This is a genomic window from Ectopseudomonas composti (genome assembly GCF_900115475.1).
In the GTDB taxonomy this organism is placed as follows: domain Bacteria; phylum Pseudomonadota; class Gammaproteobacteria; order Pseudomonadales; family Pseudomonadaceae; genus Aquipseudomonas; species Aquipseudomonas composti.
The window spans coordinates 599,391-616,394 of sequence record NZ_FOWP01000001.1; the positions used below are offsets into that span (position 1 = coordinate 599,391).

The window sequence follows — 17,004 nt, forward strand, 5'->3', positions numbered from 1 at the left end:
CCCTAACCCTCTCCCCGAGGGGAGAGGGGACAGATTTGTAACAAGGACAAAACTCGGAGCACGGCACAAACTCCCCTCTCCCGCTTGCGGGAGAGGGGCTGGGGGAGAGGGTAGAGAAGGAAAACGCCTCATCACCCGCTACCTTTCCCGGATTGCATCCGGGCTACTGCTGGCTGGCATTGCCCAGTTGGCAATGGCTTTCGACCTCGACCAGCTCAGCGAGCAACTCGGCGAGCCTGAAGTGGTGCGTGGCAGTTTCATTCAGGAAAAGCATCTGCGCGCACTGCCGCAACCGCTGACCAGCCGCGGCACCTTCGTCCTGGCCAAAGATTACGGCCTGCTCTGGCTGCTGCAACGTCCGCTGCAGCAGGACTACCGCATCGACGCGCAAGGCATCGCCCGGCGTAGCGAACAGGGCTGGCAGTTCGTCGCCCAGCAGAGCGCCACCGCCCAGCAGAACCGTCTGTTCCTCGCCGTGCTCAAGGGCGACAGCAGCGGCCTGCGCCAGGACTTCGAACTCAGCCTGAGCGGCAGCGCCGAAGCCTGGCAGCTCGACCTGACGCCTCGCAGCGTGCTGCTCAAACAGGTGTTCAAAGCCATCGTCATCAGTGGCGGTGAACTGGTGCAGCGCATCGAACTGCAGGAAACCCAGGGCGACAGCACCGTGCTACGTCTTGAAGACAATCGGGCCGATCAGTCCCTGAGCGATGCGGAGCGACATGACTTCCAGAGTTGAGTACTGGGGTTCACGGCTTTTCCCACTCGCCCTGATCCTGCTCGTCGTCGTTGCTGCCTGGCAGTGGCGAGGGGGCGCACCTGTGTCAGCCAACCTGCTGGAACTGGTGCCCAGCGGCAAGCCGGACGCGCTCGAACAACAGGCCGTGCAGCGCATGCAGGAGCCGCTCAACCGCGAACTGCTGGTACTGATCAGCCATCCGCAGCGCGAGCAGGCGCTGGCGCTGGCCGCCGAGCTGGGCGCGCGCTGGCAGCAGCAGACCCTGTTCGAGAAGGTGCAGTGGGACCCGCAAGCCGACCTATCCAGCATACGCCAGCAATTGCAGGATCAACGCCTGGCGCTACTGCCGGCTGCCGACCGTCAACAGCTGATCGACAACCCGGCCGCCTTCATCGAAAAGCGCGTTCAGGATCTGTTCGATCCGTTCCGCAGCCAGGGCGTGGTCGCCACCAATGATGACCTGCTCGGCCTCAGCACCCTGGTGGAAAAGGGCCTTCCCCATCACCACAATGTCCAGGTCGACCTCAGCGGCGCGCTGATCGCCGAGAGCGAGGGGACCACTTGGGCACTGCTGCGCGCCCGCACCAATGCCGACGCCTTCGACGGCAACCTGGCCCTGGCCGTGGACGATCTGGTCACCCAGGCGCGCGACGAAGTCGAGGCGCGCGGCGGCCACTTGCTCGCCAGCAGCGGGCTGCTGTATTCCGCCCATGGCCAGCGCGAGGCCACTCGCGAGATCAGTCTGATGGGTGGTCTCGCCAGCGCCGGCGCCCTGCTGATGATGCTGCTGGTGTTTCACCAGGTGCGCATACTGCTTGCCTTCGTTCCCGCCGCCATCGGTGTACTCGCCGGGCTCACGGTCTGTGTCGCGGTGTTCGGCCACATCCACGTGATGACCCTGGTACTCGGCGCCAGCCTGATCGGCGTGGCCATCGACTACCCCCTGCACCTGCTGTCGAAAAGCTGGACGCTGCAACCCTGGGACAGTTGGCGGGCCCTGCGCGCAACGCTGCTTGGCCTGAGCCTGGGCCTGGTGACCAACGTCATCGGCTACCTGGCCCTGGCCTTCACGCCGTTCCCGGCGCTGAAACAAGTGGCGATTTTCTCCGCCGCCGGCCTGCTCGGCGCCTACCTGAGCACGCTGTTCCTGCTGCCAACCCTGCTCGGCAAGGCCCAGATCCGCCCTTGGCAGCCCCCGCATGCGCTGGCGCAACGCCTGCTCGACTGGCGTGAAGCCTTGCTGCGTAAACTGCCAACCCCCTGGCTGCTGTTGATCTTCGCCCTGTTCTGCGCCGCTGGCTTGCTGCAGCTCTCGCACAAGGATGACCTGCGCCAGTGGGCCAGCGTGCCGCCGCAATTGCTGGAACAATCGAAAGCCATCAGCCAGATCGTCGGCACGCAACCGACCAGCCAATTCTTCCTGGTACGTGGCGACGATGAGGAGCAACTGCTGCAACGCCAGCAGGTGCTGAGCCAGCGCCTGGACACGCTGGTAGAACAGGGCCAGCTGAAAAGCTATCTGGCGCTGAGTCAGCTGATCGCGCCGACCACGCAGCAGGAAAAACTGCGTCAGGCCGTGGCAATGCTCCCCAGCCACAGCGCCGCGCTCACCGAGCTGGGTATTCCTGCCGAAGCCATCGAGCAGGAGGCACGACAGCTGCAAGCCCTGCCGACACTGAGCGTTGAGCAGGTACTCGCCGCGCCGCTGAGCGAACCCTGGCGCCCGCTCTGGCTGGGCAACGCCGATGACGGCCAGGTCGCCGGGCTGATCAGCCTGCAAGGCCTGAGCGACAGCGATCTGCTGGCCGCCCAGGCCGAGGGGCTCGCCGGTGTGAAGCTGGTTGACCGCCTCGGCGAACTCAATCGCCTGTTCGCCGCCACCCAGGTCAGCGCCGCCGAGCTCAAACTGGCCTCCTGCCTGCTGATCTTCGCCGTACTGTGCTTCTTCTTCGGCGCACGTGGCGCTGCTCGCATATTGGCGGTGTCGCTGCTGGCCGCCTTGGCCAGCCTGGCCAGCCTCGGCTGGCTTGGCCAGCCGCTGACGCTGTTCAGCCTGTTCGGCCTGTTGCTGGTCACCGCCATCGGCGTGGACTACGCCATCCTCATCCGCGAACGGGTCGGCGGCGCTGCCACCAGCCTGCTCGGCACGCTGCTGTCGGCGCTGACCACCTGGTTGTCGTTCGGCCTGCTGGCAGTGTCCAGCACACCGGCGGTCAGCAACTTCGGCCTGACCATCAGCATCGGCCTGATCTTCAGCTTCCTCCTCGCGCCCTGGGCGGGTGACGCGCCTGCGAAGGAGCCGCATCCATGAGCGTGGCCCTGTTCTGGCTGCTGGCCCTGGCCATTTACGCACTGGTCGCAATCATCGGCGCACGCCGCCTGATTCCCATCGTCGGCCAGTTGCTGGTGGCCGCGCTGGTCATTCCGACGCTGCTGTTGCTGTGGGCCGAGCCGCACTGGCAACTGAGCGCGGCCGAGTTGCTCGCGCCCGCGTGGCTGAACTTCGCCTATGGCTTGTGCTTCGCCTTGCTGCTGGGCTACATCCTCAGCGACGTGATCGACCTCGATCTCAGCCCGGCCTGCGTGAAGATCGCCCTGCCGAGTTTTCTCGTGCCGATGCTGGCCGGCGTAGCCTGCTCGCTCTGGCTGCTACCCGGCGAACGTGGCTGGCTGAGTGCACTGGGCATTGGCCTGCTGTTCTCCATCACCGCGATCCCGGTGCTCTATCTGTTCTTGCAGAGCATCGGCTACCCGGCAGCCGACAGCAAACGCCTGCTGCACGCGGCAATCCTGATGGACTTCATGTGCTGGAGCCTGTTCGGCCTGGCCCAGGGCAGCAGCCAGCCGACGACACTGCTGTGGCCACTACTGGCGGCGCTGTTGCCTCTGTTACTGCACAGGCTCACGCTACGTCATCCACTGTTCTACAGCCTGCCGTTCTTCGCCCTGATGCTGGTGCTCCAGCAGCTTGAACTGAATGCGCTGGTATTCGGCATCGCCTACATGCTGTGCCTGGCTTACCTGACGCAACCCTTTGTCCTGCCACTGGCGCCGCGTCACTGGAAAGGGCTGCTCAATGGCATCGCGGTTCCGCTGATTCTCACTTATGGCGTACTGCGCGTGGATTTCCATGGCCTGGGTCAACACCTGTCCGGGCTGGTAATCGTTACCCTGCTGGCGCTGCCGGTCATCAGCAAGGTGCTTGGCAGTTGGCTGGGCCTGCATTGGGCAGACCCGGCCGCGTCAGCGCGGATCAAGTGGCGGGAAAGCCTGCTGCTGAACATCCGTGGCCTGACCGAAATCGTGTTCCTCAACCTGCTCCTGCAGCTCCAGCTGATTGATTCAACGGTGTACTTCGGCCTGCTGCTGATGAGTCTGTTCTCTACTCTGCTGCCTGCCCTGCTAGGCCGGCACGCCGTCAATCATGAAGCGAAAGCCCGCTATGAAATCTCCTGAACTCGAACAACGTCAGATCGTCGTCATCGGTGCCGGCCCGTCCGGTGCTATCGCCGCCGCCATTCTCAAGCGCCAGGGCCACGACGTGCTGGTGCTGGAGCGCCAGCGCTTCCCGCGCTTCTCCATCGGCGAGAGCCTGCTGTCGCATTGCCTCGACTTCGTCGAAGAGGCTGGCATGCTTGAAGCGGTTCAGGCCGCGGGTTTCCAGACCAAGCATGGCGCTGCGTTCGCCTGGGGCGAGCGTTACACCAGCTTCGACTTTCGCGACAAGTTCACCGCGGGCAAGGGCTCGACCTACCAGGTGATCCGCGCCGACTTCGACAAGCTGCTGGCCGATGAAGCCGAGCGCCAGGGCGTGGAAATCCGCTACGAGGAAGAAATCTTCGCCGCCGACTTCAGCGGCGACTGCCCGCGCCTGTCGATACGCCGCCTGGCCGATGGCCTTGAATACCAGGTCGAGTGCGCCTTCGTCCTCGACGGCAGCGGCTATGGCCGCGTGCTGCCGCGCCTGCTCGACCTCGATACGCCGTCGGCCTTCCCGGTACGCCGTGCGGTGTTCACCCACATCAAGGACAACATCGACCCGGCCTCAGGCTTCAACCGCGAGATGATCCTCATCACCACCCATCCGACTCTGCGCGACGTGTGGTTCTGGACCATTCCGTTCAGCAACGGCCGTTGCTCGCTGGGCGTGGTCTGCGCCGCCGAGCACTACGAGAACTACCCGAAGGATCTCGATGCCTGCCTCAAGCAGTTCGTCGCCGAGACCCCATCGCTGAGCAAGGTGCTGGGCAATGCCGCGTGGGATACCCCAGCGCGTGAGATCAACGGTTACTCGGCCAACGTCAAGAGCCTGCACGGGCCGGGTTTCGCTCTGCTGGGTAATGCTGCCGAGTTCCTCGACCCGGTGTTCAGCTCGGGCGTGACTATCGCCATGCGCTCGGCGAGCATGGCCGCCGGGCTACTGCACCGTCAGTTGAACGGTGAAACGGTGGACTGGGAAAGCGAGTTCGCCATCCCGCTCAAACGTGGCGTGGACACCTTCCGCGTCTACGTCGAAGGCTGGTACGAGGGCTCCTTCCAGGACGTGATCTATTACGAGAACGCCTCGCCGGAGATTCGCCGCATGATCAGCTCGATCCTTGCCGGCTACGCCTGGGACGGTAAGAATCCCTATGTTTCCGAACCTCGCCGGCGCCTGCGCGTGTTGGCCGAGCTTTGTTCACAGCCCTGACAAGGACAGTCGATGAACGCCCTGCGCCCCGTCTCGCCCACCTACGTCGAAGAAACCCGCTTCGGCTTCTGGTTCCTGCAGAGCCATGTCTGGCAACACCATGTACTGCGGGTCGCGATCAACGACCTGGTACGTCTGATCGCCGGCCCGCTGCCGCACGCTCCCGTCCTGCTGGACACGGGCTGCGGTCAGGGCCGTTCCTTCGGCCTGCTCAACGCCGCCTTCGCACCGGCGCGGATGATCGGTCTCGACGCCGACCCGCACAGCCTCGAATGCTCGCGCCGCGAAGCCGAGCGCCTGGGCCTGGAGGTCGAACTGATCGCCAGCGACTGCGCGGCCATCGACCTGCCCGACGCCAGCGTCGACCTGCTGTTCTGCCACCAGACGCTGCACCACCTGGTGGAGCAGGAGCAGGCGCTCGCCGAGTTCTGGCGTGTGCTCAAACCCGGCGGTCGGCTGCTGCTGGCCGAATCGACCAAGTTCTACATCGATACCTGGGTGATCCGCTGGCTGTTCCGCCACCCGATGCACGTGCAGCGCAGCGCCGAGCAGTACCTGGACATGTTGCGTACGCAGGGCTTCCAGTTCGACGATGCCAGCGTTTCTTACCCGTACCTGTGGTGGAGCCGCGCCAAGGACTTCGGCCTGCTGGAACGCTGGGGGCTGATGCGACCCAAGCCAGTCGGCCAACGCGACGAAACGCTGCTCAACGTGGTGGCGCGCAAGCCGTGATGCCACGCATACTCCTGCTCGTCTCCAGCCTACTGCTGGGCGCCTGCGCCGCACGCACCCCCGTGCCGCAAGCGGCCCCGGCATTGGTCGCAGCGCTGCCGCTCACCCTGCAGATCCAGCGTGAGCAGGCGGACGTGCGCCAGGACTGGCTACTGGTGATCCAGCAAGAAGGCTCGGCCTTGCGCTGGTCACTGATGGACCCGCTCGGTATCCCGCAGGCGCGTCAGCTACTGGATGCCGGACAATGGCGCAACGACGGCCTGCTGCCACCCAATGCCGAGGCCCGCGAACTGTTCGCCGCACTGCTGTTCGCCCTGAGCCGCAGCGACGCGCTGCAGGCTTATCCGGCCGGTAGTTGGCAACAGGTAAGCGATGACCAGCGCCGCCTTGTGCCGGACTGGACCATCGACTACCACGGCCCCCTGGATTTCGCCCTTGGCAAAACCGGCCTGAATTACCGGATACGTGCACTGAACCTGGAAGAAAGCGATTGATGTCCCGCGCCCCTACCCCCAGCTATCTCAATGCGCTCGGCCTGCTCTGTGCCCTCGGCGAAGGCAAGCAAGCCGTCGCCGATGCGCTGTTCGCTGGCGATACCTCAGGCATGCGTGCCGAAGACGGTTGGGTCAGCGAACGCAGCCTGACGGTCGGCGCTGTGCATGTTGACCTACCGGCCATGCCGCCCGGCTTCGAGGCATCACACAGCCGCAACAACCAGTTGCTGCTGGCTGCCGCGCAGCAGATCGAAGCCGAATTGCATGCGGCCATCGCCCGCTACGGCGCCCATCGCGTCGGCCTGGTGCTAGGCACCAGCACCTCGGGTATTCGCGAAGCGGGCGAACATATCGCGCGCCACCTCGACGAAGGCGAGCTGCCCGCCGAATACGATTATGCCCAGCAGGAAATGGCTGCCCCAGCCAGCTTCCTCGCCGACTGGCTGGGCCTGGCGGGACCGGTGTACTGCCAGTCCACCGCCTGTACGTCCAGCGCCCGCGCCCTGCTCAGCGCCCAGCGCCTGCTGCGCATGGGCCTGTGCGATGCGGTGATCTGCGGTGGTGTGGACAGCCTGTGTCGCCTGACCCTGAATGGTTTTTCCTCGCTGGAAGCAGTTTCGGCCGAGCCCTGCAATCCGTGCTCGGTGAACCGCAACGGCATCAACATCGGCGAAGCCGCGGCGCTGTTCCTGATGACGCGCGAACCCGCGCCCATCCTTTTCTGCGGCGGCGGCGCCACCTCCGACGCCCACCATATTTCCGCCCCACACCCGGAAGGCCTGGGCGCACGCCGCGCAATGGAAAAGGCCCTGGCCAGCGCCGGCCTGACGCCGGATCGGATCGACTACCTCAACTTGCACGGCACCGCCACCCGGCATAACGACGCGATGGAGAGCAAGGCCGTGCACGCCCTGTTTCCTGACGGCCTGCCCTGCTCGTCGAGCAAGCCGATGACCGGCCATACCCTGGGCGCCGCCGGCGCGCTGGAAGCGGCCTTCTGCTGGCTGACCCTGAGCGAGCACAACCGTGACGGCCTGCTGCCACCGCACCTCTGGGACGGGCAGCGCGATCCCGAACTGGCATCGCTCGAACTGGTCCAGAGCGGCGCTCGCCTCCTCCGCACACAAGGTCGCCACCTGATGAGCAACTCTTTCGCCTTCGGCGGCAACAACGTCGCGCTGATTCTGGGGGACGCGCCATGAAGCTGTGGCCCGTCGCCGAACTGGTGCCCCACGCCGGCAACATGGTGCTGCTCGATGAAGTGCTGAGCTGCGACACGGAAGCCATCGAGGTACGCCTGCTGGTGCGGCCCAACGGCCTGCTCAGCGACAGCGACGGCAGCTTGCCAGCCTGGACCGGCATCGAGCTGATGGCCCAGGCCATCGCCGCCTTCGCCGGTATTCAGGCCAAGCGCGCCGGCTTGCCGGTGGAGCTGGGCTTTCTGCTCGGCACGCGCAAGTACGCCTGCAACGTCGAGCGTTTCCCGGCTGGTAGCGAACTGCACATCCGCGCCCTGTGCTCGCTGCAGGACGACAACGGCATGGGCGTGTTCGAATGCCACCTCCAAGGGCCCGGCATCCAGGCCGAAGCCCGTCTCAATGTATTCCGCCCGCCGCAACCGGCGGTCTATTTACAAGAGCCACAAGAACCGCAAGAACAATCCCATGACTGAAACTACTTCCGCCCCCACCGTTCTGGTCACCGGCTCCAGCCGTGGCATCGGCCGCGCCATCGCCCTGCGCCTCGCGCAGTCAGGCCATGACCTCGTCCTGCACTGCCGCTCACGCCGCGATGAGGCCGAAGCCGTGCAGGCGCAGATCGTCGAACTCGGGCGCCAGGCGCGCATCCTGCAATTCGACGTATCCGACCGCGCCGCCTGCCGCGAAGCCCTGGAGGCCGACGTTGAAGCCCATGGCGCTTACTACGGCGTGGTGTGCAACGCCGGCCTGACCCGCGACGGCGCTTTCCCGGCGCTGTCCGAAGAGGACTGGGATCAGGTGCTGCGCACCAACCTGGATGGTTTCTACAATGTGCTGCACCCGCTGACCATGCCGATGATCCGTCGCCGCGCAGCGGGCCGCATCGTCTGCATCACCTCGGTATCGGGGCTGGTCGGCAACCGCGGCCAGGTCAACTACAGCGCCTCCAAGGCCGGCGTGATCGGCGCCGCCAAGGCCCTGGCCATCGAGCTGGCCAAACGCAAGATCACCGTCAACTGCGTCGCCCCCGGCCTGATCGACACCGAGATTCTCGACGAGCTGGTCCCGGTGGACGAAATCCTCAAGATGATTCCGGCGGCGCGCATGGGCACGCCGGAAGAAGTGGCGGGTGCGGTGAACTTCCTGATGTCCAGCGAAGCGGCGTACATTACCCGCCAGGTTCTCGCAGTGAATGGCGGTCTGTGCTGATGAAACGTGTAGTCGTCACCGGTATGGCCGGTATCACCTCGCTGGGCAGCGACTGGCCAACCATCTCGGCCGCGTTCAAAGCCGGCAAAAGTGGCATCCGGCGCATGGACGAATGGGATCGCTTCACCGAGCTGAACACCCGCCTGGGCGGGCCGGTGGACGATTTCGTCCAGCCCAAGCACTGGAATCGCAAGCAGACGCGCAGCATGGGCCGGGTGTCCAAGCTGGCGGTGTATGCCGCTGAACGCGCGCTGGAACACGCCGGCTTACTCGGCGATCCGTGCATCGCCGATGGGCGCATGGGCGTGGCCTGTGGCTCGTCAACCGGCAGCACCGAGGAGGTCAAGGCCTTCGGCAACATGCTGCTGAACTCTGTGGCAGACGGCCTCAATGCCAACTCCTACATCCGCATGATGCCGCACACCACGGCGGCCAATATCAGCATCTTCTTCGGCCTCAAGGGCCGCCTGATCCCCACCTCCAGCGCCTGCACCAGCGGCAGCCAAGGCATCGGCTATGCCTACGAGGCGATCAAGTTCGGCCGCCTGAAGATGATGCTCGCCGGCGGTGCCGAGGAACTGTGCCCCACCGAGGCCATGGTCTTCGATGCGCTGTACGCCACCAGCCTGAAGAACGACGCCCCGCACACCAGCCCGCGCCCCTACGACAGCGCCCGTGACGGCCTGGTGATCGGTGAAGGTGCCGGCATCCTGGTGCTCGAAGAGCTGGAGCACGCCCTCGCCCGTGGCGCCACTATCCATGCCGAGATCGTCGGCTTCGGATGCAACTCCGACGGCCAGCACGCCACCAAGCCGGTGCAGGAAACCATGCGCGGCGCCATGCAGCTGGCGCTCGATGACGCCGGCCTGGAACCTTCCGCCATCGGTTACGTCAACGGCCATGGCACTGCCACCGAACAGGGCGACGTCGCCGAAACCCTGGCCACCAGCAGCCTGTTCGGCGCGCAGATGCCGATCAGCTCGCAGAAGAGCTACCTCGGCCACACCCTGGGCGCCTGCGGCGCGCTGGAATCCTGGTTCAGCATCGAGATGATGAACTCGGACAGTTACGTCTACACCCTGAATCTGGACGAGATCGACCCGGCCTGCGGTGAGCTGGATTATCTGCGCGGCGAGTTCCGCCAGATGAGCCACGAGTACGTGATGAACAACAACTTCGCCTTCGGTGGCGTGAATACCTCGCTGATCTTCAAGCGCTGGCATTGATTTTCAACAGACAAGGAACACGGATGATGTCTCGTTTCACTCGATTTGCTCTGATCGCAGCCCTGCTGCTGGGCGTTGCAGCCTGTACGTCGAAACCGGTGATGAACATCGAGAACCGCACACCGACTTCGACGGTCAGGAGTGAGGATGATATGCGCCGCGCTATTCTCGCCGCGCTGCAAAGCCGCCAATGGACCGTCGAGCGTGCCGACCGAGGCAACATCATGGCGCTCATCCAGCGCCGCAATCACCAGGCCGAGATCACCATTCCCTATAGCGCGTCGAGCTATTCGATCCGCTATCGCGACAGCCAGAACCTCGGTTACAAGAACGGCAAGATCCACCGCAACTACAACAAGTGGATTCAAAATCTGGATCGCAGCATCCAGCAGGAACTGAACAGGGCGTCCTTCTGACAGGGTGCCTGGTTGGTAATGAGCTGTAGGTGATTGCTACAGGCCTACGCGCAGCAGACGTTGAACGAGCTTTTCCATACAGTGATATTCAAGGAGATAACCATGAAAGCAAAAATCTGGACCACTGCCGTACTTCTCTCCGTTGCCCTGCTGCCCGGCCTCAGCCAGGCGCGCGATACCGCTCACTTCCTGGACTTCCAGTCGGTGGTCAACGAAGCGACCCAGGCTGGTCGTCTCGATGGTTCGGTGAAGTTCTACCTGAACAAGACTCCGGCTGGCGCCCAGATCATCAACGCCAATGTCACCACCAGCCAGAAGACCAACGCCTTCAACAAGACCGATGAAGCGGCTTGCAGCTGGGCACTGCAATCGGCCCTGATCAAACTGCAAAACTCGGCCAAGGCCGCAGGCGCCAACGCCGTGGTCGACCTGGCCAGCAACTACAAGAACAAGGAATACCGCGACGACAGCAAATACGAATGCCACGCCGGCGCGATCATGGCCGGCGTCGCACTGAAGGCCAAGTACGCCAAGGTGAAGTGACACCACCTGCACTCCCCCCCAAAGGCCACCGTAAAGGTGGCCTTTTCACGCAAGGAAGCCCTCTACCATGTCGAAACTGCGCATTGCCTTGCCACTGCTCGTGACGGCAACACTACTCGGTGGCTGCACCGCTACCCGGGTCACGCCACTAAATACGGCGGCCGATCAAATGTGCATCCAAGAGAACCCAAAAGTTCAGGTCAGCGACTTCGTGCCCGTGCTGCAGGAAGGCTTTGCCCGACATGGTATCCAGACGCAAATCCACTCGAAGATTCCCAGGGCCGATTGCCCTTACGTGGTGACTTACACAGCTCGCCGTTCCTGGGACATGGCGCCGTATCTGTCCACCGCCGAAATCACCATTCTCGGCCCCCGTCGCCAGACACTGGCCACAGCCAGCTACCACCTGCGCGGTAAGGGCGGTTTGTCGTTGATGAAATGGCAAGGCACCAAGAGCAAGATCGACCCGGTCATCGACGAGTTGCTGGCCAGCGCGCAGTTGAGCAGCACGGCCCAACCTGCCGCACAGGCCCACTCGACAGCCGAGCCACGCAAGAGCCTGGATGAACGCGTGCGTGATCTGCAGCAGCAGAATCTCGGCTATGAGGACTACCAACGTGCCTATCGGCAGCTGCTGCTGGATCACCAGAACGCGAAATAGGGCTTCTGAACGAGGCGCTCAGAGCACGAGTGGCAGGAACATCCAGCTACGGCCCATGTACTGGCGATAGGCATCGCCGAAATAGGCCATACATTCGCGCTCTTCGCAGCGCGCCGAACACCACAGCAGCACGCTGGACAGCACCGCCAGCAGCACGATCAGCACATCGATGCGTTTGAAGGCGATACCCCACGCCAGCAACAGCAATGAGCAGTACATGGGGTGACGGATGTAGCGGAAGATACCGCCCGTCACCAGCTGCGACGTGCGTTCGAAGGCGAATAGCTCATCATCCTGACGTTGCGTACCGGCCTGTCCGAAACGGCGCATCTGGTACACGCCAGCGAACAGCACCAACAGAGAAAGACTCAGCAGTACCCAGGATATACGCTGATTCAACTCGCCGCGGTCGCCAAACCAGGACGGCGCATTGAGCACCAGCATCAGCGCCATCGCTTCCCAGGCGAAGAAACGATAGAAACCGTGACTGCGCGGATTGCCCAAGGTGCGCCAGGAAATTCCCACCAGCACTGCGCTGAGCATCACAAAAGCCACCCACTGCCAGATCGTCACTGCATCCTCCCTCTATCCCTGCCTCTGTTACACTGCGTCGCCCGTACGTACCGACCGCCCGCCATGGATCGCACCCAACTGCACACACTGCTGCCGCACCAGGGCGATGCTCTCTGGCTGGATGCATTGGTCGATCACGACAACCTCACTATCCGCGGTCTCAGCGCCTGGCATCATCTCGACAAGCTTGGCGAAAATGCCTCGCCTTGCCTGCTGTTCGAAGCCGCCGCCCAGCTTTGCGCCGCACATGGTGCCCTATACGGCGGAGCGGATGCCATTGAAATGGCCCTGGTCGGCAAACTTTCCCAGCTCAATCTGCACCCGGTCACACGCAGTGCAGAACCGCTGCTGGTCAGCGCCCAACAGGAGGCGCTGAGCCCGGCCGGCGCGCTCTACGCCTTCACCATCCAGGCCGGCCGCCAACCGCTGCTGGACGGAAAACTGCTGCTGGTGCTTGTCCGTGCTTGAGCTACGTGACGTCAGCTTCCACTACCCGGGCGCAGACACCTTCGCCCTGCACGGCATCGACCTGCAACTGCAGGAAGGCCAGTGCCTGGGCCTGCTCGGCAGTAACGGCGCGGGCAAGACCACGCTACTGGCCCTGCTCAGCGATACGCTGGCCCTGCAACAAGGTGAGATCCGCTGGCACGGGCCGCGCAGCCTGGGCCTGGTGCCACAGCAACTGGCCTTCTACACCGAACTCACGGTGGCCGAGAACCTCGCGCTGTTCGCCGATCTCTACCGTCTGCACGGTGCTCAGCGCCGCCAGCGGCTGGAGTTGAGCATCGCCAGCAGCGCTCTCGAAGACAAACTGCAACGCCGCGCAGCACGCCTGTCCGGTGGCGAGCAGCGCCGCCTGAACTTCGCCATAGGCCTGCTCCAGCCCGCACGCCTGTACCTGTTCGATGAAGCCACCGTCGGCGTCGATGCCGCCAGCCGGCAAATGCTGCTCGATGCCGTCGAGCGGCTCGCCGCCGAAGGGCATGGGGTGATCTACACCAGCCACTATCTGGACGAGGTCGAGCGTGTGGCTGGACGCATCCTCCTGCTGCACGAAGGCAAGGTGCGCCTCGACGTCGACAAACAGCAACTGCTTGATGGCGGCCACGGCCTGCTGCTGGAATGGCCGGAACAGGTTCCCGCTGCCTTTCAGCAACTGCTCGACCAGCTGCAACTGAGCGCCGAGGCGCTGCCGGATGGTCTGCGCATCGGCAATCTGGACAGCCAGCAACTGCTGGCGATCACCCAGTTCCTCGCCGCGCAGCCGACCCCACCGAGCCTGCTGCGCTTCGGCCGGCCATCGCTGGAGCAGCTCTACCTGAGCCTCAACGGAGGCCGCCTGTGAGCCCATTACTGGCGCTGGTACGCAAGGAATGTCTGCTGCTGCTGCGCGACCCGCATGCACTGGCCGTGCTGTTCATCATGCCGATCCTGTTTCTCGTGCTGATGGCCGCCGCGCTGTCCAGCTACCTGCGTGACCAGCCGCCGCCCTTGAGCCTGGTGCTGGAGATCGAGCAAGGCAGCGAAGCCAGCGCGTTCTTCCAGCACGCGCTGCAGGAACAGTTACCGGGCAGCCACCTGCTCGCCAGCAGCGAAGAACCCTTGCCACGCATCAGCCTGGCCAGGAACTTTTCCGAGACCTTGCTGGATACGCCTCACATCGGCCCCACGCTGAGCTTTCCCCCGCGCACCGATGGGCAGACGCGCCAACGCCTGCGCGCAGCGCTGAACATCGCCCTGGCGCAGACTCGCCTGCTGGCCTACCTGGAAGACAGCGACGCGCTGGACGCAGGCATGAGCACCGAACAACGCTGGCAACTGATCAGCCAGCGCACCCAGAGCGAGATCAGCGAACAACAGATGCTGGCCAGCGGCGAACTCAGCGGCAAGGCCAACGCCAGCCAATTGAGCGTGCCGGCCTGGCTGATCTTCGGCATGTTCTTCGTCGCCCTGCCGATGGCTGGCGGCTTCCAGCGTGAACAGCAGAGCGGCGCCCTGCTGCGCTTTCGTGCGTTGGGCCTGAGCCCCAGCATCCTGGTGCTGAGCAAACTGCTGCCTTATCTGGCGATCAACCTGCTGCAGTTCGCCCTGTTGCTGGCCATCGGCGTATACCTGCTACCTCTGCTCGGTTTGAGCGGCCTGAGCCTGCCGGGCTCGCCACTGGCCTACGCGCTGCTGGCACTGAGCCTGAGCCTGGCCGCTTGCAGCCTGGGCCTGCTGCTGGCCTCGTTGGCACGTAGCGGCGAGCAGGCGTTGCTGCTCGGCGGCGGTCTCAATATCATCCTCGCCGCCATCGGCGGCATCATGGTGCCCAAGAGCGTGATGCCCGAGGCCATGAGCCAACTGGCGGAAATCTCGCCGATGAGTTGGGCGCTGGACGCCTTCCTGACCCTGCTGGTGGGCCAGGGAACGCTTGCCGACATCGCCCCTGACTGTGCCCGCCTTCTGCTGTTCGCCCTGGTGCTGGGCGGCGGCGGGCTTTACCTGTTCCGCAGACGAGTGCAGCAAACGCAATGGACGACACATTACTAGAACAAGAACTCAAGCAATTGCTGATCCGTGAATGCGACAAGGAAGACGACATCGACTGGCAGAGCATCGCCGATGACGAGCCGTTGTTCGGTCAGCAAAGTCGTATCGCCATGGACAGCCTCGATGCCCTGCAGGTCTCTCTGGCACTGCAGCAGCACTATGGCGTGCGCATCGAAGGGGCCAAGGATGGGCGGCGTATTCTCAATAGCATCGCCAGCATCGCGGCCTTCATCAGGCAGAAAAAGTGACGCCCATCTATCTCCAGCGCGGCGCCCTGCACAGTGCCCTTGGCACCGACCTGCACGCCGCCAGCGCAGCCCTGCAAGCCGGCCAACTGCCTGTGTCGAGCTCGTTCCAGCTGCATGAACTGCAGCAACCGCGCCCCTACCTGGCCGTAAGCCGCAGCGGTGAAAGCCGCCAGCAGCGCTGCGACCGACTGCTCGGCGAGACCCTGGGCGAACAGCCAGGTGCGCTGGATGACTGCCTGTTGATCATCGCCAGCACCAGCCTGGATATCGACGACCTCGAACAACTGATCGCCGCAGAAGGCGGCTTTCGCCCAGAACATTCGACCTCACTCGACCTGCTGGCCGAAGACCTGCGCCAACGCTGGGGTTTCGCTGACGCGTTCACCCTCAATACCGCCTGCACCAGCGCCGCCAACGGCCTACTGTATGGCGCACGGATACTCGCCGCCGGCCTTTACGAACGTGTGCTGGTACTGGCCTTCGAAACACCCAGCGCCATTGCCCAGCAAGGCTTCGGCGCCCTCGACCTGACCAGCCCGAGCGGCGCCTACCGGCCCTTTCACCCGGAGCGCGACGGCCTGATTCTCGGTGAGGCGTATGCCGCCACGCTGCTGGCCAGGGAGCCCGGCGAGGCGCCACTGGCGAAGCTGCTTGGTGGCTTCAGCGCCTGCGACACCAGCAACCTGACCACCACCCGCGAAGACGGCAGCCATATCGACTGGGTGATGCGCGAGGCCCTGCGCAGTGCCGGCGTCGATGCCGGACAGATCGGTTTGGTAAAGCTGCATGGCACCGCCACCGGTGCCAACGACCGCGCCGAGAGCAATGGCGTGCGCCTGCTGTTCGGCGACACGCTGCCGCCACTGTGCGTGCTCAAACCCAGGCTCGGTCATACCCTGGGCGCCTGTGGCCTCAGCGAAACACTGCTGCTGGTGGAGAATCTCGCCAACCTGCCAGGTGTGGACTATGCCGCCGAAGCCGTGCTGCCGCTCAGCGCCGAACCGACCCGCGTGGCAGCGGACAGCCTGCTGCTGGCCAACTTCTTCGGCTTCGGTGGCAACAACGCCAGCCTGGTACTGCAACGCTGCGCGGAGAGCCAGGTATGAAGCCAGTCATCGCTGCCTGCAGCATTCGCGGAGATGCGAGCTGCTCCGACAAGGAGCTCAAGGCCGCCCTGGGCCAATGGCTGGACGCGCCGCCACGACGTATCGACCGCATGATCCTGCAAGCACTGCTGTGCAGCGCGCCACTCAAAGCGCATGTGCGTAGCGATTGCGGCCTCTATCTGGCCTCACGCCACCCGGCCCGCGCCACCATGGGCGCGCTGCTCGATGCGGTCTGCGTGCATCAGCGCCAGCCCAAACCCTTCGAGTTCGTCAACAGCGTCAGCAATGCGGCCGGCTTCCATGTCGCCGCCCAATTGGGACTGGAAGGGCCGAACCTGTTTATCGGTGCCGGCACCAATGTATGGCAACAGCTACAGATGCTGGCCGCCTTGGATCTGGCCGATGGCGCCATCAGCCAGGCGTTGCTGGTGGTAATCGACGAAGACGGGGATTTCCAGGCGCAGGCGGTATTGGTCGAGGCCCCCACGAAAGCACAGGACTTTGCCGAGCTGACGGTAGGCATCGAAGTCCTACACCTACAGGCTTGTTGATGTCATTGGTGGGCTGAAGCCCACCCTACAACCGAGACTTGCCCCGTAGGGTGGGCTTCAGCCCACCAAAAACCAATCTCTCACAAAG

General features: G+C 64.1%; 20 protein-coding genes. 19 read left to right on the plus strand and 1 reads right to left on the minus strand.

The window, feature by feature from the left end; translation table 11 throughout:
* Positions 1-193 precede the first annotated feature (193 nt).
* The 13 genes from BM059_RS02615 to BM059_RS02675 all read left to right on the plus strand — a co-directional run bounded on the left by BM059_RS02615 (position 194) and on the right by BM059_RS02675 (position 11,906).
* Positions 194-736, plus strand: a complete 543-nt coding sequence (locus BM059_RS02615; RefSeq protein ID WP_122950726.1) for an outer membrane lipoprotein carrier protein LolA — start codon at positions 194-196, stop codon at positions 734-736.
* The gene (locus BM059_RS02620) at positions 720-3,047 is read left to right on the plus strand and encodes an MMPL family transporter (protein WP_074936518.1); all 2,328 of its coding nucleotides are present in this window, start codon (positions 720-722) and stop codon (positions 3,045-3,047) included. The genes BM059_RS02615 and BM059_RS02620 overlap by 17 nt, the downstream gene beginning before the upstream one ends.
* Complete coding sequence (locus BM059_RS02625) at positions 3,044-4,192, plus strand: cation:proton antiporter (RefSeq protein ID WP_074936520.1); 1,149 nt, start codon at positions 3,044-3,046, stop codon at positions 4,190-4,192. The genes BM059_RS02620 and BM059_RS02625 overlap by 4 nt, the downstream gene beginning before the upstream one ends.
* The gene (locus BM059_RS02630) at positions 4,179-5,426 is read left to right on the plus strand and encodes an NAD(P)/FAD-dependent oxidoreductase (protein WP_074936522.1); all 1,248 of its coding nucleotides are present in this window, start codon (positions 4,179-4,181) and stop codon (positions 5,424-5,426) included. The genes BM059_RS02625 and BM059_RS02630 overlap by 14 nt, the downstream gene beginning before the upstream one ends.
* A 12-nt stretch (positions 5,427-5,438) precedes the next feature.
* Positions 5,439-6,158, plus strand: coding sequence for a class I SAM-dependent methyltransferase (locus tag BM059_RS02635; protein WP_074936524.1), 720 nt, complete (start codon positions 5,439-5,441; stop codon positions 6,156-6,158).
* Positions 6,158-6,652 (plus strand): hypothetical protein, encoded by a 495-nt coding sequence (locus BM059_RS02640; protein ID WP_074936526.1) that lies wholly within the window; start codon positions 6,158-6,160, stop codon positions 6,650-6,652. The genes BM059_RS02635 and BM059_RS02640 overlap by 1 nt, the downstream gene beginning before the upstream one ends.
* The gene (locus tag BM059_RS02645) at positions 6,652-7,854 is read left to right on the plus strand and encodes a beta-ketoacyl-[acyl-carrier-protein] synthase family protein (RefSeq protein ID WP_074936528.1); all 1,203 of its coding nucleotides are present in this window, start codon (positions 6,652-6,654) and stop codon (positions 7,852-7,854) included. The genes BM059_RS02640 and BM059_RS02645 overlap by 1 nt, the downstream gene beginning before the upstream one ends.
* Positions 7,851-8,324, plus strand: coding sequence for a hotdog family protein (locus BM059_RS02650; RefSeq protein ID WP_037000467.1), 474 nt, complete (start codon positions 7,851-7,853; stop codon positions 8,322-8,324). The genes BM059_RS02645 and BM059_RS02650 overlap by 4 nt, the downstream gene beginning before the upstream one ends.
* Positions 8,317-9,060, plus strand: coding sequence for a 3-oxoacyl-ACP reductase FabG (gene fabG / locus BM059_RS02655; protein WP_037000465.1), 744 nt, complete (start codon positions 8,317-8,319; stop codon positions 9,058-9,060). Before BM059_RS02650 ends, fabG begins: the two co-directional genes overlap by 8 nt.
* Complete coding sequence (locus BM059_RS02660; RefSeq protein ID WP_074936530.1) at positions 9,060-10,286, plus strand: beta-ketoacyl-ACP synthase; 1,227 nt, start codon at positions 9,060-9,062, stop codon at positions 10,284-10,286. The genes fabG and BM059_RS02660 overlap by 1 nt, the downstream gene beginning before the upstream one ends.
* A 26-nt stretch (positions 10,287-10,312) precedes the next feature.
* A complete protein-coding gene (locus BM059_RS02665; protein WP_208606086.1) occupies positions 10,313-10,702 on the plus strand; it encodes a hypothetical protein in 390 nt (129 codons plus the stop codon).
* Positions 10,703-10,804: 102 nt separating this feature from the next.
* The gene (locus BM059_RS02670) at positions 10,805-11,245 is read left to right on the plus strand and encodes an excinuclease (protein WP_074936534.1); all 441 of its coding nucleotides are present in this window, start codon (positions 10,805-10,807) and stop codon (positions 11,243-11,245) included.
* A gap of 67 nt (positions 11,246-11,312) precedes the next feature.
* Positions 11,313-11,906, plus strand: a complete 594-nt coding sequence (locus BM059_RS02675; RefSeq protein ID WP_074936536.1) for an Sbal_3080 family lipoprotein — start codon at positions 11,313-11,315, stop codon at positions 11,904-11,906.
* 18 nt (positions 11,907-11,924) lie between these two features.
* Here the strand turns inward: BM059_RS02675 and BM059_RS02680 are convergent, their stop codons facing one another.
* On the minus strand, positions 11,925-12,479 hold the full coding sequence (locus tag BM059_RS02680) for a methyltransferase family protein (RefSeq protein WP_074936538.1): 555 nt from the start codon (positions 12,477-12,479) through the stop codon (positions 11,925-11,927).
* A gap of 63 nt (positions 12,480-12,542) precedes the next feature.
* Here BM059_RS02680 and BM059_RS02685 point away from each other — a divergent pair, with 63 nt between their 5' ends.
* The 6 genes from BM059_RS02685 to BM059_RS02710 are packed head-to-tail and all read left to right on the plus strand — an operon-like array spanning position 12,543 to position 16,916.
* Entirely contained in the window at positions 12,543-12,947 is a 405-nt protein-coding gene (locus BM059_RS02685) for a hotdog family protein (RefSeq protein ID WP_074936539.1), read from the plus strand.
* The gene (locus tag BM059_RS02690) at positions 12,940-13,824 is read left to right on the plus strand and encodes an ABC transporter ATP-binding protein (RefSeq protein WP_074936541.1); all 885 of its coding nucleotides are present in this window, start codon (positions 12,940-12,942) and stop codon (positions 13,822-13,824) included. The genes BM059_RS02685 and BM059_RS02690 overlap by 8 nt, the downstream gene beginning before the upstream one ends.
* On the plus strand, positions 13,821-15,011 hold the full coding sequence (locus BM059_RS02695) for an ABC transporter permease (protein WP_074936543.1): 1,191 nt from the start codon (positions 13,821-13,823) through the stop codon (positions 15,009-15,011). Before BM059_RS02690 ends, BM059_RS02695 begins: the two co-directional genes overlap by 4 nt.
* A complete protein-coding gene (locus BM059_RS02700; RefSeq protein ID WP_074676408.1) occupies positions 14,993-15,259 on the plus strand; it encodes an acyl carrier protein in 267 nt (88 codons plus the stop codon). The genes BM059_RS02695 and BM059_RS02700 overlap by 19 nt, the downstream gene beginning before the upstream one ends.
* Positions 15,256-16,365 (plus strand): beta-ketoacyl synthase N-terminal-like domain-containing protein, encoded by a 1,110-nt coding sequence (locus tag BM059_RS02705; RefSeq protein WP_074936545.1) that lies wholly within the window; start codon positions 15,256-15,258, stop codon positions 16,363-16,365. Before BM059_RS02700 ends, BM059_RS02705 begins: the two co-directional genes overlap by 4 nt.
* The gene (locus BM059_RS02710) at positions 16,362-16,916 is read left to right on the plus strand and encodes a hypothetical protein (RefSeq protein WP_074936547.1); all 555 of its coding nucleotides are present in this window, start codon (positions 16,362-16,364) and stop codon (positions 16,914-16,916) included. Before BM059_RS02705 ends, BM059_RS02710 begins: the two co-directional genes overlap by 4 nt.
* Positions 16,917-17,004 lie beyond the last annotated feature (88 nt).

Excerpts from the sequence above, each read along its gene's own strand:
- BM059_RS02615 (WP_122950726.1), top strand. The coding sequence starts at position 194 with ATGGCTTTCGACCTCGACCAGCTCAGCGAGCAACTCGGCGAGCCTGAA.
- BM059_RS02620 (WP_074936518.1), top strand. The coding sequence starts at position 720 with ATGACTTCCAGAGTTGAGTACTGGGGTTCACGGCTTTTCCCACTCGCC.
- BM059_RS02625 (WP_074936520.1), top strand. The coding sequence starts at position 3,044 with ATGAGCGTGGCCCTGTTCTGGCTGCTGGCCCTGGCCATTTACGCACTG.
- BM059_RS02630 (WP_074936522.1), top strand. The coding sequence starts at position 4,179 with ATGAAATCTCCTGAACTCGAACAACGTCAGATCGTCGTCATCGGTGCC.
- BM059_RS02635 (WP_074936524.1), top strand. The coding sequence starts at position 5,439 with ATGAACGCCCTGCGCCCCGTCTCGCCCACCTACGTCGAAGAAACCCGC.
- BM059_RS02640 (WP_074936526.1), top strand. The coding sequence starts at position 6,158 with ATGCCACGCATACTCCTGCTCGTCTCCAGCCTACTGCTGGGCGCCTGC.
- BM059_RS02645 (WP_074936528.1), top strand. The coding sequence starts at position 6,652 with ATGTCCCGCGCCCCTACCCCCAGCTATCTCAATGCGCTCGGCCTGCTC.
- BM059_RS02650 (WP_037000467.1), top strand. The coding sequence starts at position 7,851 with ATGAAGCTGTGGCCCGTCGCCGAACTGGTGCCCCACGCCGGCAACATG.
- fabG (WP_037000465.1), top strand. The coding sequence starts at position 8,317 with ATGACTGAAACTACTTCCGCCCCCACCGTTCTGGTCACCGGCTCCAGC.
- BM059_RS02660 (WP_074936530.1), top strand. The coding sequence starts at position 9,060 with ATGAAACGTGTAGTCGTCACCGGTATGGCCGGTATCACCTCGCTGGGC.
- BM059_RS02665 (WP_208606086.1), top strand. The coding sequence starts at position 10,313 with ATGTCTCGTTTCACTCGATTTGCTCTGATCGCAGCCCTGCTGCTGGGC.
- BM059_RS02670 (WP_074936534.1), top strand. The coding sequence starts at position 10,805 with ATGAAAGCAAAAATCTGGACCACTGCCGTACTTCTCTCCGTTGCCCTG.
- BM059_RS02675 (WP_074936536.1), top strand. The coding sequence starts at position 11,313 with ATGTCGAAACTGCGCATTGCCTTGCCACTGCTCGTGACGGCAACACTA.
- BM059_RS02685 (WP_074936539.1), top strand. The coding sequence starts at position 12,543 with ATGGATCGCACCCAACTGCACACACTGCTGCCGCACCAGGGCGATGCT.
- BM059_RS02700 (WP_074676408.1), top strand. The coding sequence starts at position 14,993 with ATGGACGACACATTACTAGAACAAGAACTCAAGCAATTGCTGATCCGT.
- BM059_RS02710 (WP_074936547.1), top strand. The coding sequence starts at position 16,362 with ATGAAGCCAGTCATCGCTGCCTGCAGCATTCGCGGAGATGCGAGCTGC.